This is a genomic window from Oleiphilus sp. HI0132 (assembly GCF_001635845.1).
On sequence record NZ_LWGJ01001241.1, the window covers coordinates 1 to 16,514 of the forward strand.

The 16,514-nt window shown below is 48.1% G+C and carries 21 protein-coding genes; 13 read left to right on the top strand and 8 right to left on the bottom strand.

All coding sequences use genetic code 11. From position 1 onward, the window contains the following. The 6 genes from A3766_RS18265 to A3766_RS18290 all read right to left on the bottom strand — a co-directional run. A partial coding sequence (locus tag A3766_RS18265) for a recombinase family protein (RefSeq protein ID WP_197479620.1) occupies positions 1 to 831 on the bottom strand: 831 nt, incomplete at its 3' end. Next, positions 831 to 1,322 (bottom strand): DUF2924 domain-containing protein, encoded by a 492-nt coding sequence (locus tag A3766_RS18270; RefSeq protein ID WP_068642654.1) that lies wholly within the window; start codon positions 1,320 to 1,322, stop codon positions 831 to 833. The genes A3766_RS18265 and A3766_RS18270, both read right to left, overlap by 1 nt. Beyond that, on the bottom strand, positions 1,319 to 1,537 hold the full coding sequence (locus A3766_RS18275) for a hypothetical protein (protein ID WP_068642744.1): 219 nt from the start codon (positions 1,535 to 1,537) through the stop codon (positions 1,319 to 1,321). Before A3766_RS18275 ends, A3766_RS18270 begins: the two co-directional genes overlap by 4 nt. Positions 1,538 to 1,652: 115 nt before the next feature. Beyond that, positions 1,653 to 2,327, bottom strand: a complete 675-nt coding sequence (locus A3766_RS18280) for a hypothetical protein (RefSeq protein WP_197479621.1) — start codon at positions 2,325 to 2,327, stop codon at positions 1,653 to 1,655. Positions 2,328 to 2,332: 5 nt separating this feature from the next. Next, positions 2,333 to 3,265: an ImmA/IrrE family metallo-endopeptidase gene (locus A3766_RS18285; RefSeq protein ID WP_082907156.1), complete on the bottom strand. Its 933-nt coding sequence runs from the start codon at positions 3,263 to 3,265 to the stop codon at positions 2,333 to 2,335. Beyond that, positions 3,250 to 3,570 carry a helix-turn-helix domain-containing protein gene (locus A3766_RS18290; protein ID WP_068642656.1) on the bottom strand — a complete coding sequence of 107 codons (321 nt, stop codon included), beginning with the start codon at positions 3,568 to 3,570 and terminating at the stop codon, positions 3,250 to 3,252. The genes A3766_RS18285 and A3766_RS18290 overlap by 16 nt, the downstream gene beginning before the upstream one ends. Before the next feature lie 166 nt (positions 3,571 to 3,736). On the opposite strand from A3766_RS18290, the gene A3766_RS18295 reads away from it, so the two are divergent. Continuing rightward, complete coding sequence (locus tag A3766_RS18295; protein ID WP_068642658.1) at positions 3,737 to 4,909, top strand: hypothetical protein; 1,173 nt, start codon at positions 3,737 to 3,739, stop codon at positions 4,907 to 4,909. Next, positions 4,906 to 5,844: a hypothetical protein gene (locus tag A3766_RS18300; protein WP_068642660.1), complete on the top strand. Its 939-nt coding sequence runs from the start codon at positions 4,906 to 4,908 to the stop codon at positions 5,842 to 5,844. The genes A3766_RS18295 and A3766_RS18300 overlap by 4 nt, the downstream gene beginning before the upstream one ends. Positions 5,845 to 6,018: 174 nt before the next feature. On the opposite strand, the gene A3766_RS18305 is transcribed toward A3766_RS18300, so the two are convergent. Both A3766_RS18305 and A3766_RS18310 read right to left on the bottom strand, forming a co-directional pair. Further along, positions 6,019 to 6,954 carry a nucleotidyl transferase AbiEii/AbiGii toxin family protein gene (locus A3766_RS18305; RefSeq protein ID WP_068642662.1) on the bottom strand — a complete coding sequence of 312 codons (936 nt, stop codon included), beginning with the start codon at positions 6,952 to 6,954 and terminating at the stop codon, positions 6,019 to 6,021. Then, complete coding sequence (locus tag A3766_RS18310; protein WP_197479622.1) at positions 6,954 to 7,364, bottom strand: hypothetical protein; 411 nt, start codon at positions 7,362 to 7,364, stop codon at positions 6,954 to 6,956. The genes A3766_RS18305 and A3766_RS18310 overlap by 1 nt, the downstream gene beginning before the upstream one ends. A 280-nt stretch (positions 7,365 to 7,644) precedes the next feature. Here A3766_RS18310 and A3766_RS18315 point away from each other — a divergent pair, with 280 nt between their 5' ends. The 11 genes from A3766_RS18315 to A3766_RS18365 all read left to right on the top strand — a co-directional run bounded on the left by A3766_RS18315 (position 7,645) and on the right by A3766_RS18365 (position 16,276). After that, entirely contained in the window at positions 7,645 to 7,854 is a 210-nt protein-coding gene (locus A3766_RS18315; protein WP_068642664.1) for an AlpA family transcriptional regulator, read from the top strand. Continuing rightward, positions 7,851 to 8,318: a hypothetical protein gene (locus tag A3766_RS18320; protein WP_068642666.1), complete on the top strand. Its 468-nt coding sequence runs from the start codon at positions 7,851 to 7,853 to the stop codon at positions 8,316 to 8,318. The genes A3766_RS18315 and A3766_RS18320 overlap by 4 nt, the downstream gene beginning before the upstream one ends. 5 nt (positions 8,319 to 8,323) lie before the next feature. Further along, a complete protein-coding gene (locus A3766_RS18325) occupies positions 8,324 to 8,632 on the top strand; it encodes a hypothetical protein (protein ID WP_068642669.1) in 309 nt (102 codons plus the stop codon). Beyond that, positions 8,632 to 9,507: an ATP-binding protein gene (locus tag A3766_RS18330; RefSeq protein ID WP_068642671.1), complete on the top strand. Its 876-nt coding sequence runs from the start codon at positions 8,632 to 8,634 to the stop codon at positions 9,505 to 9,507. The genes A3766_RS18325 and A3766_RS18330 overlap by 1 nt, the downstream gene beginning before the upstream one ends. Beyond that, positions 9,507 to 10,100, top strand: coding sequence for a hypothetical protein (locus A3766_RS18335; RefSeq protein ID WP_068642674.1), 594 nt, complete (start codon positions 9,507 to 9,509; stop codon positions 10,098 to 10,100). The genes A3766_RS18330 and A3766_RS18335 overlap by 1 nt, the downstream gene beginning before the upstream one ends. A 12-nt stretch (positions 10,101 to 10,112) precedes the next feature. Then, positions 10,113 to 11,786: a DEAD/DEAH box helicase gene (locus A3766_RS18340; RefSeq protein WP_068642676.1), complete on the top strand. Its 1,674-nt coding sequence runs from the start codon at positions 10,113 to 10,115 to the stop codon at positions 11,784 to 11,786. 163 nt (positions 11,787 to 11,949) lie between these two features. Further along, positions 11,950 to 12,144, top strand: a complete 195-nt coding sequence (locus A3766_RS18345; protein ID WP_068642678.1) for a DUF6511 domain-containing protein — start codon at positions 11,950 to 11,952, stop codon at positions 12,142 to 12,144. After that, complete coding sequence (locus tag A3766_RS18350; RefSeq protein WP_068642680.1) at positions 12,144 to 12,905, top strand: hypothetical protein; 762 nt, start codon at positions 12,144 to 12,146, stop codon at positions 12,903 to 12,905. The genes A3766_RS18345 and A3766_RS18350 overlap by 1 nt, the downstream gene beginning before the upstream one ends. Then, positions 12,902 to 15,127: an AAA family ATPase gene (locus A3766_RS18355; RefSeq protein ID WP_082907157.1), complete on the top strand. Its 2,226-nt coding sequence runs from the start codon at positions 12,902 to 12,904 to the stop codon at positions 15,125 to 15,127. The genes A3766_RS18350 and A3766_RS18355 overlap by 4 nt, the downstream gene beginning before the upstream one ends. Then, positions 15,117 to 15,890, top strand: coding sequence for a crossover junction endodeoxyribonuclease RuvC (locus A3766_RS32085; RefSeq protein WP_231882925.1), 774 nt, complete (start codon positions 15,117 to 15,119; stop codon positions 15,888 to 15,890). The genes A3766_RS18355 and A3766_RS32085 overlap by 11 nt, the downstream gene beginning before the upstream one ends. After that, positions 15,887 to 16,276, top strand: a complete 390-nt coding sequence (locus A3766_RS18365; protein ID WP_068642682.1) for a DUF6362 family protein — start codon at positions 15,887 to 15,889, stop codon at positions 16,274 to 16,276. Before A3766_RS32085 ends, A3766_RS18365 begins: the two co-directional genes overlap by 4 nt. The last annotated feature ends 238 nt before the right edge of the window (positions 16,277 to 16,514 follow it).

The following is a 16,514-nucleotide window of genomic DNA, read 5'->3' on the forward strand; positions in this document are numbered from 1 at the left end:
TATTGAGTGAACGTCATCCCAAAGTTTTTGATCAATGATGGCGTCGTGCTTGCCTTCGTACCATTGGTTCTTGTGCCGAAGCTCACCGAGGTAAGTACGATTATGAAGCAGTTTGTAGATGAGGCCTCTGTCGATTGGTTTTCCAGGCCGAAATCGACCGTCCTGTGTTGTCCAGGATTTACTGGTGGCACCTTCCAGTCTCAGCTCTTTATACAGCAGCGTTGTTGAGCCGATTTCAGTAAAGCGTTTGAAAACTTGTTGTACCAACATGGCTTCTTTGGGATTGATCACAAGGCAGCGATCTTTGACATCGTAACCAAGAGGAGGAATTCCTCCCATCCATAAACCTTTCTTCTTACTGGCGGTGATCTTGTCGCGGATCCTCTCGCCGGTTACCTCTCTTTCAAATTGGGCGAATGACAGCAGAATATTCAGCATCAGCCTACCCATTGAGTTGGTGGTGTTAAATTGCTGGGTGACCGAGACGAATGATGTGTTATGGCGTTCGAATACCTCAATCATTTTGGAGAAGTCGGTAAGGCTTCGTGTCAGTCGGTCAATTTTGTAAACGACAACCGCATCGATTTTGTCATCCTGAATGTCTTTAAGTAGCCGCTTCATTGCCGGGCGATCCATATTGCCACCGGAGTATGCAGGGTCGTCGTAGTCATCCTCGACCGGTATCCAACCCTCAGCGCGCTGGCTGGCAATGTAGGCATGACCCGCATCGCGTTGCGCATCGATGGAGTTGTAATCTTGGTCCAATCCCTCATCTGTTGATTTGCGTGTATAGACTGCGCAGCGAAGTCGTTTCTTAATTTGCTCTGACATTATTTTTTACCTCGCTTCGCTTTCTTGTCGTACATTGCTTTCCTTAAACCAAAGAACAGTGGTCCTGACCATCGAGTGCCAGTAATTTCTCTAGCGATAACTGAAAGGCTTTTATAAATCCGGCCTTCAAACTCGAACTGACCATCATGGGTGACAGTGACCTTGTGCTCTTTTTCTTGGTAAATCCGGCTTAATACTGTGCCGGGGATGGGCTGAGGATAACGGTCACGAAGTGGCTTTTTGCCGGTGTTGATGATGGCACTGATACGGCGATCATTTTTCTCTGCAAGGTTTTGATGCGCTCGCCTAAACTCGACTTCTTGTAGCCGATATGCCAGGCGCTTTTCTAGAAATGACCGAATATGAGTTGGTGGTTCTTTACGGTACAGCTGACGCCATAAAGATTTAATCTCGTCCATACTCATCTCCGATAGTTGCGTTATCTGCGCAACGGCCGAAGTGGATGGTTCGAATACGATATCTGAGCTCATTTTGCCTCCGAAGTGTTGGTGTTCTCTGGTTCACCATGAACGCTTCGGTAGCCAGACATAGCAAGTGAAATGTCGCTATCTGAGTCCAATAATTGAGCTTTATTCGAGGCTGGAGCTCTCAGCCGAATTAGGCCGTTAGCTATTATATGAGCGACTTCCTGTATGCGCTTTTCAGGAGCCATCCGCTTGGGAGATAAAGGGTTTGTTTGCTGCATTTGCTTACCACTCTGAATGTTCAAAATACTGTTGAACATTTTGTTTTTAGAGCGGCGAAAAGGCCATCAGGTAAATTAGGGCTGGTGCGGGTTCACTTGGGTTGCAGATAAAGTTCTACAAAATTATCGGTGTAAGTTCTTCGAGGATGGAAGCTTTTAGCTTGCTTACATCTTTTTCATCAAGGTTTTTATCTTGCTCGATTTTATCGAGATAGTGATGAATTGAATCGACAAGGCTTGGCGATGTGATCAGCGCATTATAATCATTAATCAGCGGTTCGAAGTGTTTGAAACTTTGCTTTTGAAAGAGATCTTTATACTCATCAATCATTGCGCCCTTAGCTTCATGGCCGGTAAATGGATCCAGCATCTTCGGCATGTAAACGATATTCCAAGGAGCGGTAAAAGCGAATACGTTTTTAGTTCTGCCAAAAATATGCGAGATCTGATAGTTCTGAATTGGCTCGTGTTTGTTGCTTTTAGTCTTTGAGTATCCTGTCAGGTCTCGGATCAATTTTGTCGGCTGGGCGTTGTTCGTTGGATCAACGGTAACCTGATTATTATCGAGAACATCAGCATAGAATGCTTGAAACAAATGAGTGCCATTCGAATTACGACCAAAGCCGCGAATGAATACTTGCTGATTGCTATGCACTTTATGTTTCAGCTTTTCCCAGGCGGCTTCTGCTTTATCTAGCGGCGCGTAGATAGTTTCACTAAGGCCAAATTCGAAAAACTGATCTTTCGATATGTAGCCTTGTGAGAAAAAGCGTTCGTAGGAGTCTCGCATAATCGTTAGTAAGGGTTTTGCCCGTTGTTTATAAAGTTGGTGTACGAATCAGTAAGCAACTCATCATCTTCATTGAAATCATCTGGGTCACTGTACCCACCCGCATCATCAAGTATCAATATGGTTAATGTCTTGCCGTATTCATCGGAGTAGATGCTGTGCTCAATAACTTCCTCATTCGGAAACCAAATTCCAGGACCATGCTTAACACCATTTCTTGCTTCTTTTGAATACTGCTCTTGTGCTGCTAATGAGAACTCGGGTACCTCAACACAGTCTTGCTTGGTCGCGAAGTAACGGCCAGAGCGAAAAGCACTGCCGCTAGATTTAGACCAATGCATAAAGCCTTCTTCTGATAGCAGGCCGATTGCGCGCTTCTTCGTGAAGTCGAGCCATTTCAAAACAGCCGCCGTGAGTGATACGCCATAGCGGTCGGCGCAATGCTGCATTAAATCAATACTGAACTTTTGACCGTCAGCCTGTGCTCGAAAATCATTGTTAGGCATTAACAGGTTGGCAGCAAAGGCATTAGCTTCTGCTTCGATGTCGATACCTTGCTGGTTTTCATCCAGCATGTCTTTTTCGCCGCACTGAAATTTGGTTTTGCTTAGAGATTGTCGGTGGACCATGTAGTGGCCCAACTCATGGGCCTTAGTGAAGTTAGTACGGCCAGGGTGAACCACATCTGTATTGTAAAAGATGGCCCACTCATCTTTGCTGTCATGCTTCACCAGCATGCCATCAACCGAGTTGCCCATGCTGCCGCCATTAACGGCAGTGATTGGGTCTTGGCTGAAAGATGGCGTGAGCTCTTTCGCCACCATTTCAACGTCTACCGGGAAGCGAATATGCGTTGGAAGCGCAGTGTCGAGAATATGAGTAATGCGGTTAGCTTCCTTTTGCGGGAACTTCTTTTCTGACACTACTTCTTGCTCCATGCGTCGATCATATCCATGATTTTGTCTCGATCATCTTTTTCCAGTTGACCGAGCTTTCGATAAAACACTTCTTTCTCTAGGTCGTCAGTCACTTCTGTCTGGGTATCATCAATGAGGTAATCGGTGGTTACATCTAGCTCTTTTGCAATGGCGGCTAATTTTTCAGCAGATGGGCGTTTCACACCTTTATTCTCGATCTCCCAGATGTAGCTTTTTCCTGAGCCTATTTTCTCCGCAAGTTGTTCTAAAGTAAGGCCTTTTTGTTTGCGGAGCTCTTTAATCTTGGCCCCTAATACGTTGGCCACGGCAGTGCCTCCTAAGTGAACGGTGTAAAAAGTTCATTATAGACTTACTTTTTTTACTTGAAAAGAAATATAAGCGCCCATATTATACAGGTTCGCTATCTTGAACTTTCTGTAACTGAGTACCGAGAGTTTGCCGTTTATCACTTTTAATTGAGGAATTGTGCCTATGCCAATCGTTCGCAACTTCGTTAACCATGCTTCATCTCAGGGGCTGAAATCATACTTTTCTGCCAATGACGGTTTTGACCAGGTGGACTGGTCAAAAGAGCAGCCTGAGGTAGCCAGCAAGGTTATCGAGCTGTTTGACCACCAGCCTGCTGATGTGCAGATCAAAATCACGCTTGATCTTGAAAGAATCAAGCACATGACCGACGAGGTGGGTCAAGCTGCATTATTGAGCACATTCCCTGACGCCAGTGAGCTTCTTAAGCATGAGACTGCGGCCGAGAGAAGCCTATGGGTGTTTCAGAGTCATCGCGACAAGTTCCGGCAGGCGGAAGATATTCGATATGCGGACCAATATCGCCATGGCCAGAAGTGGACCGGTTATCAAGTAGAAGCATCGTTGCCGCTGCATAACGACCAAGTATCGATGGACACATTTAAGTCCAAGATTAAGGAGCTTTTCGGCCTGGGTGAAAAAGTGAAGATTGAACTATTTGACCGTGTTCAACCTGATGAAGATGGTAACGACGTCAACGTTGTACAGGTCATGATTTACCAAGAAGGGTTGCCTGACTCATACCTTGAGTTCAAAGGTGACGAAGATATTGTCTCTCGAATTCGCCGACCAGTTTCTGAGCATGCCATTACTTACTCATCCGACACCGGTACTATCGAGGTAGTTGCCGCCAAGCAAGAGCGCCGGGATACCATTGCAAAAGCATTCACGGAAGATCTACTTAAGCAGCCAGTGACAGCAGACAAGGTTCCACTGCGTCGATTTGACTTGATGCCGCTTATGGAGAATAAGCCATTAGATTGGGATGTGGAGGATGGCATTGAATCCGTTCAGCTGGTCCTGATGAAAATTAAAGATCTCGCTGGTGATGGCCGAGTGCAAATTGAGGTGCCAGCTAAAAGCAATACCGCTCTCCATGAATACGCACAAGAACATTTTGGTGAACAAAACCCTTTGTCTTCTGGTGGGTTTGCGCCGGTACAGGCCAAGATCAATATTCGCTTCCACCCTGAAAATGGACATGGGCGCGGTAAGGTTCTTCCTGTGAAAATCTCAATGCCAAATGGTTGTGATTTGAGAAGCAGAACTGACAAGGAACGATTGATTGGTGAAAAGTACCTCAAGCGATGGGGATTACTTGAAGAGGTTCAAGAATGAGCGCCACATGCACTCTTAGCAGGGGCGCACTTGCGCTTCTGATCAGAATATCTGGTACGCCAAAACAAGAGGTTGATGCGGAAGACTTATCAATTAATGCCTATTTCAAAGAGCTGATAAACGCGAGAATGATTCACCCTCTGGAAAACTCTGCGACGTCTTTAAATGTTGATGATCAAGACTGTGAATTATTACCCTGCCCAAGTGGCTCTGGGTTTCGTTATTTCTCTTCGGGGGTTGGTTGGGTGAATGTACCCACGACCTCAATAGGTAGATACCAAGTAAGTAGCAACCGTTTTTTGCAGTTTGTTCAGCAGTGGCTCGATATATCGTCTCATCAACCAGTAGCGGAATTGGCTGGTGATATTTTGTGGGATCTTGGGGATATATGGCTCGGAAAAAGTCGTGTCGCGGTATTGTTTTGTAGGAGGGCCTATTTGGCTCAAACCATTTCAACAGTGAAGCTAGCATTCGGTTCATTTGCGCGTCGTCGCTCAGCTGTGATCCTAACTGATAGAGCTATATCTCAAAATGGGCCGCCAATCCCAGGTGAACCACTATGTATCGCCATTCATGATCTGCTGTTGCCTGACCAGCAAAGTGTATCGACTATCGATAAAGATTTGCTGGCGGAGCTCCTAGGCTATGGGCGCTCCCATCAAGCTAATCGACCCCCAACATGGTGCTCTGAAGATGGAGGGGAGCTGGTCGTAAATGGTGAGCAATATATATTCACTGGTCTTACTCATAAACGAATTATTCGCCAGCTATTTCAAGCTTGGGAGTCTGGCCAAGAAAAGCTGCGCACAGCTGCTGTATTGGAAAACGCAGAATCTAAAGCAAGCGCGTTTTCTCAGGCTTTTAGCGGTTGTAAGACAGAGTGGAAGAATGTGGTCGGCTATGGAAATGGGAATTGTTGGCTGAAGACTGAATAGAAATGCCTGCCACGATTAATGTGAGTAATTTTTGAGAAGCCGCTGCCATTCTCATATCGCTATTTGCTCCTTACGAGCTGACCACGATGGGTGCTTGCGCGGGCCCACAAGCTTTATTGCTTGCCTCATATTTAGTGACCAAGGGGCGTATGCTTGGTGCGGGTATCATAATAGCTAAAGCCAATGATTGGCAAGTTCTTGGACGCTCGAAATAGCTTCGTCCCATTTTGCGGGAGATGGGTGATATACGAGAGGGCCAATAAATTGATTGTACCGCTCTTGGTGATGAGCTTCGTCAATTAATAATGAGAGCCCATATCGAAGCTCAGAGTTTGCATTGTTTACGAATTCTTTGTGTTGATTTCCAAACTGACTTTTGTCGATTTCAATAACTTGTTCAACCATTGGCTTTAAGGCGGAAGGTGATGTCATTGATTCGTATATGAGGTGTAGATCATAAACATGCCGAATTAATGTTTTATCGTCCGGTCTGGAGTTATCCCGAGCATGTGATGCGGTCCTGCGAAGGAGTGAAACGAATTTTTCACTGGCAGTCGAGTGCACAGTGACACAAGCAATGCTTTGAACTTCTCCCGGCTCTTTAAGCGTACTTGCATAAAGCGAGCTCAAGGAAAGCTCTACTGGATCTTCAAGTAAGTCAGACTCTGTTAGGTCCAATTGCAAATGCGGTCTGAGTGCTTCCAGGGTGTCATGATCTCTGGGGTATTCAATCAAAAATTGTTGATACTTACCTTCATTCCGTTTTTTAGGATCTGCGGCAAGCTTGAAGATACCAGAGTCAGAAATGATATTCAGAATGAGCTGATGAATATCGCGTCGCAATTGTCGCTGCTGATTTTTGGATTGCGCCAGAGTATCTGCATTGGGGATCATTTTAATGTCGATATCTTCCGACATTCTGAAGGTGTTTTGATGTGCTTTGGCTAAACAAGTCCCGCCTGAAAAAACAAGTTGAAAGCCCTCTGGTGTGAGCTGTGATATTTCTTTTAATAGCTGCGTAGCCCAATAGTCTTTTTCAACAATGGCCGGGCTGCTTATGCCCAGCGCATCAGCAATATCCAGAAAAAGGGAAGAGTCGATTGTGCTCATTAAGCTCGAGCCATTTGAAGCTCGAACTTCTCTGTACCTATGCGGCGATTGAAGCGTTCAAAAATAATAACTTCAGCATTTGCAGGGATTTGAGTCGAGCCTGATTGGTAATCCAGAACCGACTTAGAGGGCTCCCATTTTACGCCTAGCCGAGAAAGCGCTTCTTCTGCTACTTGAGTGAAGCCACCCTTGGCAGACAGCATGGGTTTGCCAGTAATTCTGTTTGGTCGAGCCTTGGCATAAAGACCATAACCAACCTTAACAAGAACACCATCTGAGGTGAGTTGGCGTAATGCACGACCAACTTGGTCGTACCCTGCCAGCTTCTCAAAGTCTGAGCGCAGAAATACCTCGCGATTCGAGCGCGATATCTTTGTGGCGACCTTTGATTTAAGTGACAAGCGTTTCATGCTGGTTAACTCTCTATTGAGAACGATTCCTATAAAACTTAGCAGGGTTTACCTGTTAAGTCAATCAAAAATACGACAGTTACTGGTCTTTATGGATTCTACAACCTGCTGATATATATAGATTATATTGAATTTAGTGTCGTATTTTTGCATGCAATTATAGGGGGTGATGAGCGAGTGATCAAATCTAACCTCCTACCTAACTTCCCCCTAAACGGCTCCTAACCTACCCAAGCACATCATTACCTCACGTTTTCGCAATAACCATCAGGAGTGCAACGTGAGTGTAAATCATATGAACCAACGGCAATTAGCCAACCGCTGGGGCGTCAGCGAAGCCACATTGGAGCGCTGGCGCTCTGAAGGCATCGGTCCTGTTTTTCTCAAACTACAAGGTCGCGTGATGTACCGCCTCGAAGATGTCGAGGCCTATGAACACGACTGTCTTCGCAAGAGTACCTCTGAGCGTGTAGCTGGAGGTGACGCATGAGCCTTTCTTTAGAGCAAGCACAAGCCATGAGTATCGGCGATTTAGCAGGTGTAAGTGCTAATGAATTGATGCGTGTTCAGGCTGAAGCCGCCAACTACCTGCGCAATGCCAAAGACCTTAAAGACTGGATCGATGGCGCTATTGCCATGAAGTACGAGCCAAAAGTCCGCGAGCTAAGAACTCAACTTGGCAAAGACACCGGGATTATCAATTTCGATGACGAAGGTGTGCGTGTCGCTTCAGACCTGCCCAAGAAACCGGTCTGGGATCAAGCGCAGCTATCCGAAATCGCTCAGCGAATTGCTGCCAGCGGTGACAACCCAGCTGAGTTCTTGGACATCACCTACAAGGTTGCCGAGCGCAAATACACCGCTTGGCCAGAAAACCTTCGCACCGTTTTTGAACCTGCTCGGACATTAAAAACCGGCAAACCCACTTTTCGCCTCAGCCTTTCACAGGAGTAATAAGCATGACGATTTTAAACGAAGAAACCAATTACTTAGAGACACTGCGCAAAAGCAGCTTTTCACTTGAGAGCCTGCCGGATGCTATTTCGATCCCCGCAGTATCAGATGCCGACGAGGCTGAAAGCAAACCGCTAATTCTTGCCACTGTCGACGATATCGCATTTGCACAGCAAGGCTTGAACAAAGAACTCAGCCGAATCGTTCAGGAAATGGACTCGCTGCGTCGAGTTCACGACATGGCTCGAGGACTTGGAGCTAAAGGCGCTGATTATGCGCTTGAGTTTCTGCGCGAACATGGGGAGGTGAAGTAATGGCCTTTCCAATTATCACTGCCGATCAAAGGCTCGCGGAAAAGCGAGGCATTAAAGGCTGCATTCTTGGGCCTTCAGGCATCGGAAAAACCAGCTTGTTGTGGACAGTCGAGGCTGACAAGACTCTGTTCTTCGATTTAGAAGCGGGTGACTTGGCTGTTGAGGGCTGGACGGGCGATGCGATTCGGCCGCGTACCTGGCAGGAGTGTCGAGATTTCGCGGTATTTATTGGCGGTCCTAATCCCGCGCTTCGTGATGAGCAACCATACAGCCAAGCCCACTATGACGCCGTATGTGAAAAGTTTGGTGATCCCACCAGCTTAGATAAATACGACACCGTCTTTATCGACTCCATTACGGTTGCAGGACGTTTGTGTCTGCAGTGGTGCAAAGGCCAACCCCAAGCGTTCAGTGAGCGAAGTGGAAAGCCCGATACGCGAGGCGCATATGGTCTGCATGGTCAAGAGATGATTGCGTGGCTGACTCATCTTCAGCATACCCGCAACAAGAACATCTGGTTTGTCGGTATTCTCGACGAGAAGATCGACGACTTTAATCGCAAGGTTTTTGCTCCGCAAATTGATGGCTCAAAAACAGCGCTTGAGTTGCCTGGCATTGTCGATCAAGTCATCACGCTTGCAGAGATCCAAAGCGATGATGGTCAGCGTTATCGCGCCTTCATTAACCACACCCTTAATCCCTATGGCTATCCCGCCAAAGACCGCAGTGGGCGTCTTGATGTTATTGAAGAACCCCACCTCGGTCGACTGATGACCAAAATTCATGGGCCAGTGACACCTGCCTCTGATCGCCTGAGCTTTGCTCGCCCAGCACCTATCGAAACTCAAACCAATACTGAAGAAGGAGTCCAATAATGACGACTTGGAATGATTTTAACTCGGCAGAAGACCAAAACAATTTTGACGTAATCCCAAAAGGCACGCTGGTAAAAGTGCGCATGACGATTCGCCCCGGCGGCTATGACGATGCGTCACAGGGTTGGACGGGCGGATATGCAACACAAAGCATGACGACAGGCTCTGTCTATCTGAACTGCGAGTTTGTTGTGCTTGATGGTCCATACGCTAAACGCAAGATGTGGAGTCTTATCGGTTTACACAGCCCTAAAGGTCCTGAATGGGCAAACATGGGCAGAGCGTTTGTTAAAGGGATCTTGAATTCCTCACGTGGTCTTCACTCGCAAGATAACTCGGCACAAGCTCAACAGGCTCGTCGTATTCAAGGCTTTGCTGATCTGGATGGGATTGAGTTTGTTGCAAAGGTTGAGATGGACAAAGACCAAAACGGTGATGATAAGAATGTAATTAAAACTGCTATCACACCAGACCACAAAGACTATGCAGCAGTGTCAGGCAACACGGTTCAAGCTGCCGCTTCAACGCAGCCAGCTTCATCACCACAAGCTTCAGCTAGCGCTCCGACTGGTCGTCCCAGTTGGGCACAATAAGGAGGTCGACTCATGTTATTGCGACCTCGTCAAAAACTGTTTGTTGAGCGCAGTCTAACTGCGCTTGATAAACACCAAAACACACTGGGGGTGGCGCCTACGGGCGCCGGTAAAACGATCATGTTGTCCGGTGTCACCGGACAGTGGTTAGAAAATGAAGATGCCAAAGCTTGTGTGCTTGCTCATCGTGATGAGCTCACAACACAAAATGCTGCCAAGTTCAGTCGTGTTAATCCGAGTATCTCGACTTCGATTTATGACGCAAAAGAAAAGTCGTGGAACGGTCAAACGACCTTCGCCATGGTGCAAACCTTAGGGCGCGAATCGAACTTAAAGAAGATGCCGAAACTTGATCTCCTGGTTATCGATGAAGCGCATCATGCGGCGGCACCGACCTATCGTCGCATCATTGATAGTGTTCGTGATCGCAATCCCGATGTGGCAATTTTTGGTGTCACTGCTACTCCCAACCGGGGTGATAACAAAGCATTGCGTCCCGTATTCAGCAATGTGAGTGATCAAATCACCTTGGCTGAACTCATTCAATCAGGACTCTTGGTTCCACCCAGAACTTACGTAGTTGATGTGGGGACCCAAGGAGAGCTGTCTCAAGTCAAACGTACTGCTGATGATTTCGACATGGCGGCTGTCGACGCCATTATGAACAAAGCTCCTATCACCGAAGCGGTAATACGTCACTGGAAAGACAAGGCTCATGACCGTCCTACTGTGGTGTTTTGTTCGACCGTCCAGCACGCCAAGAATGTAGCGGAAGCCTTCTCAGCATCAGGTATCAGTGCTGAAGTTATTCATGGCGAATTATCAAGTGAGGCGAGAAAGGCAGCTCTGTCTCGCTTTGAATCTGGTGAGTCTCAGGTTGTTGTTAATGTTGCGGTGCTCACCGAAGGCTGGGATTTCCCTCCAACCAGTTGTGTTGTTCTGCTACGGCCAAGTTCTTATAAATCGACGCTGATTCAAATGATTGGGCGCGGTCTTCGAACTGTCGACCCAAACGAGCATCCGGGCGTTGTGAAAAGTGATTGTGTGGTGCTCGACTTCGGCACAAGCACCATGCTTCACGGGTCATTAGAGCAGGATGTGAACTTGGATGGCCACGAGGGGCAAGGCGAAGCGCCACAAAAAGAGTGCCCAGAATGCGGTGCAATGTTACCTGCTGCCGCAAAGGAGTGTTCTCTTTGCGGTCATGTTTGGGAGCGAACAGAGGGCGATGGGAAAGTTGATCTGACGGACTTTGTGATGTCTGAAATTGACCTGCTTAAACGCTCTTCTTTCCGTTGGTGTGATTTGTTTGGTGACGATGCCGCTTTGATGGCGACTGGCTTCGAGGCGTGGGCAGGTGTGTTCTTTCTGGCAGGTCACTGGTTTGGAATGGGCGGTGGTAAAAAACTGCCTGCGAGATTACTCGCCATGGGGGAGCGAACGGTTTGCCTAGCCGCTGCAGATGACTGGTTGAATGAGCATGAAACCGAAGATGCTGCCAGCAAATCCCGCAAGTGGTTAAACCAAGCTGCGACCGCTCAACAACTTCGGTATCTACCTCCTGCGTATCGCCAGGACTTTGGCTTAACACGCTATCAAGCTTCCTGCCTCTTGGCCTTCCAGTTTAACAAGCGTGATATCCAGTCCCGTATTTTCAACAAAGTCGAAGGCAAGGAGGCTGCTTGATGTGCATTACCGTTGCTTTATTTGCCACAAACCGCCTCGAGGCTTTTGCTGGCTTGATCCAAACCGCAACCAATCCAGCGACAGTCGGCGCGCTAGCTTTAAACGATTCTGTTCCAAGCAGTGCCAAGACATCCATTACCAGTTGCATCGTAAGGGAGTGGCCATGAACAGAACTGATTTAGAACAAAAAGCTGCTGAGTCTGTCTTGGCCCCACTTGCTGATTATGTAATGGCTGTTGGTATGGACAAAGGACTGGGTGATTACAGCAAAACAGAAATTGTTGGTTTGGTGGATACAGTTCTTGAGTCCTATCACCTGACTTTGCAGGAGTTGTACAAAGACGAGGTGCCTTTCTGATGTTGGATTTTAATCATCGACCAACCTTGTCGGAACAGATCAGTGAACGCATCGACTTAGCATTACAGCAAGAGCAGCGATCACAGGTTTCGAGAAACTATCTTGGTGCTTCAAGACTTGGAGTGTCTTGCGATCGTGCTTTGCAGTTTGAGTTCACACATACACCTGTCGACGAAGGTAGATCATTTACTGGACGTACTCTTAGAATTTTTGCGGCGGGTCATGTCTTTGAAGAGCTCGCTATCGATTGGTTGCGTAAAGCAGGCTTTGATCTGTATACGGAAACATCCACCGGTGGACAGTTCGGGTTTTCTGCAGTGGATGGCCGTTTGCGTGGACACGTAGATGGCGTGCTTGCCGGAGGACCTGAATCAATTGGCGAAGGCTTTCCTGCTTTGTGGGAGTGTAAATCACTGAATGCAAAGTCTTGGAAGGACACGGTCAAACGTGGTGTGACTCTTTCTAAACCCGTTTATGCGGCACAGATAGCGTTGTATCAGGCTTACATGGAAGAACAGATTCCTGGCATTTCCTCCAATCCCGCCTTGTTCACTGCCATCAATAAAGATACCGCCGAATTGTATTTCGAGTGGGTTCCTTTTAACGGTGAGTTGGCTCAACGGGCATCCGATCGAGGTGTGCGTGTCATTCAGGCGACTGATGCAGGAGAACTTCTACCCAGAATCAGTAAAGACCCAGCCCATTACGAGTGTAAGTTTTGCTCTTGGCAGGATCGCTGCTGGCGAGGGGGTGCGCAATGAACAGCAGCACCGATAAAGTGATCTGGCTCGATTTTAACGACGCACCTGAGCAGGGTGAATCAACAAAACCAAAGCATGATGCCCGAGAGCTCAAGCAACGATTAATCGATTCGTTAGATGCTGTGTTGACCTATCTGTTTCCTGCAGGAAAGTATCGAGGCAAGCAGTTCATTGTAGGCGATCTGGAAGGCAATCCCGGTAAAAGTTTAGTCGTTGAACTTGCAGGCTCTCGTGCAGGGATGTGGATGGATTTTGCTACCGGAGAAGGTGGTGACATCTTTGATGCCTGGGCACGTGTTAATGGCTTTGATACCGCCAGCCAATTTCCTGAGCTGGTGGATTCTGTCGCTCAATGGTTAGGTGTGTCTGTTGATCAATCACGGCCATTGTCCGCGACTTATGAGAAAGCTAATAAACCCGCAATGCCTGCTCGACAACAACCTACCGATGACCTAGGACCAGCAACCGGAAAATGGGATTATCGTGATAGCCAAGGTCAGCTAATTGCCTGCGTATATCGATACGATAACGAGTCGGGCAAAGAGTTCAGGCCGTGGGATGTGCGATCACGCTCAATGAAAGCACCGGATCCAAGACCGCTCTACAACCAGCCTCAAATCTTAAGCGCCAATCAAGTGGTGCTGGTCGAAGGTGAGAAAGCTGCGGACGCACTCATTCGCTTAGGTTTGGTGGCAACCACTGCCATGAATGGCGCTAATGCTCCAATAGCGAAAACGGATTGGTCGCCACTGAAAGATAAACACGTTTTAGTCTGGCCTGACAATGATGATGCGGGTGCTGAGTATGCCAGAAAAGCATCGGAAGCGATCGCATGCGGCGGTGCCGCTTCTGTGGCGGTTTTGCATATTCCGGGTGATAAATCCGTTAAGTGGGACGCCTATGATGCAGTCGATGAAGGGATGGATGTGTGGGCTTTCGTTCAGTCGGCACCGAGAACCATTGTTAAAGATGCTGAGCCGATAGCGCTGCATTCATTAGGGGAGTTGTTAGCCGATACCTCGCCGATGCCAGACGATTTGATTGCACCGAGGGTTTTAACGCCCGGCGGCATGATTGTATTTGGTGGTGCGCCTAAGGTGGGGAAAAGTGATTTTCTGTTGTCTTGGTTAACGCATATGGCGGCAGGCGTGCCCTTTCTTGAGCTCACGCCCTCAAGGCCATTGCGGGTGTTTTACTTGCAAGCCGAGGTTCAGTATCACTACTTGCGTGAGCGGATCCAGTCCATGGGTTTGCCAGAAGCAGTAAGTCGCCAAGCTGCCAATAACCTTTTGGTCACACCTCAGCTTCGTTTAGTGCTCAATGATCAGGGTGTTGAGCAAGTGATCGAGGCACTGCAGCGGGCTGCGTCTCAAGGTGGTGTCGACATTCTGGTAATTGACCCTATTCGCAATGTGTTCGACGGTGGCCCTGAAGGCAATAGCGAAAACGACAACAACGCGATGTTGTTTTTCTTGCGTGAGCGAGTTGAGCAATTGCGTGATGCGGTCAATCCCGATGCGGGAATCATCCTTGCTCACCACACCAAGAAAATCAGTAAAAAACAGGTCGAGGAAGATCCATTTCTAGCCTTGTCAGGTGCAGGCAGTTTGCGTGGTTACTACACCACCGGCATGTTGCTGTATCGACCTGATGAAATGCTGACGGATCGCACCTTGGTGTTCGAGCTGCGCAATGGACCTGGCTTACCTGCCAAGCGGGTAGATAAAAGTCAGGGGCGCTGGATTGAATTGGATCCTCACAGTGATCGTTTGGTCAATCAAGACTATGGCGCCAAGCTCGATGCGGAGCGACAACGCAAGCGCGATGTCATTGTACAAATGATCTTTGATGAAGCGTCGCAAGGCCGAGTTTACACCTCGAATCAGTTTGCAGAATCGTTCGAAGGCCAAGCTGGACTCGGTGCCAATCGGACCATCAATGAGCGCATTGCTGTCCATGCCACAAAAGGCGATATCAAGTTCTTCCGTAATCCGGAGGACTACAACTTACCAGCGCTGACCCGAAGCAAGTACGGCTACCTCTGTGTTGAGGGTATGACGGTTCCCGCAGGGGAAACCATTGATACCGATACCGGTGAGGTCAAACAGTCTCACTTGTTAGTTAAACCCACCCATTACAAATGTGCTCAAACCGGTGCGGTGCTCCCCGTCGAGAATCCGGATGTTTGGGTGTACCAGGAGGAAACAAGCCATGAATCATGATCAAAATAAGGCCTCGAACATGGCCGTTTGCAGTCTGCAATCTGAACCAGTTTGCTGCAATCTGCAAACTACCCGCAAACTGGACGTCAGCAATAACAAGGCATCCAGCCAGATTGCAGATTGCGGAGTCCAGATTGCGGATACCCCCTGCAAACTGAACGCAATCCCAGATAATTCAAGGGTTTCAGAGATAAATCCAGATTGCACGCAAACCCCCTCTCTCTTCGAGAGAGGAGAGCCCCCTAAAGGGGAGGCTCTCCATCTCGGTGAGAAAGAGAGTATCAACCGAACATTGCCTGTAGTGCTGTGCTTGGATTTGGGTACAACAACTGGATGGGCAATTCATTCCAAACAAGGCGTGATCACCAGCGGCACCATCAGTTTTAAAAACGATCGCTGGCAAGGTGGCGGTATGCGCTTTTTGAAGTTCAACCGTTTCTTGAATGAGCTAAACGAAAATGCTGGGCCTATCAGCATGGTGTTTTTTGAGGAAGTTCGTCGCCATATGGGTGTGGATGCGGCTCACGCTTACGGTGGTTTTATGGCGCATCTGACTGCTTGGTGTGAGCAACAAAATATTGCCTACGAGGGTGTTCCGGTTGGAACCATCAAGCGGCACGCAACTGGCAAAGGTAATGCAAATAAAACCATGATGATTGAGTCCGCGAAAGCGCGAGGCCATCTCCCAGCGGATGATAACGAAGCCGATGCATTGGCTTTGGTTTATTGGGCTATTGATCAACGAATAGGAGAGCAATTATGAATAACTTCACGCCAGAACACGTTGCTCTCCGATTTGAGGAGTGTGTATCAACGCTGCGTAAATTGCCTGGTGAGCGAAGCTTGGGTTACGTGAGCTATTGGCCAGAGATCAAATACGATCGGAGAGAGCTCGCCAGACAAGAAGTTCAGCCGATTCGTTTACGTCCAACGCCAGACCAAATCACTCGTATGGAGGAAACGCTGTCATGGATAACGTATGTCAATCATGGCGAAAGAAACCTGATTTGGTTACGAGCTTATCGAACGCCATGGCGAGTGATCTCTCGTGAGACTGGGTTTCCAAGAACGTCGGCACAGCGTTATTGGCAAGGGGCGTTAATAAAAATTGCGGAGCGGCTCGCGCAAGAGCAAAGACCTGCGTGCTAATGCCAAAACCCCCAATGGGACAAAACCCGGTTTTTAGGCGAGAATACTTGCTAATCTCACGAGTGAACTGCACACAAGCCACGGCCACCACACCGTGGCTTTGCTATTTCTGGCCCCGGAAAAAATGGGTCCTTCCTGGCCATCGAATCGATGCGGGTCGCAAGGCCGCCGCATTTCGCTAGCGACAGCCCGTTAAACCGGGTTCGCAGGTTCGCGGTTCGCACTGCAATTTCCAAGG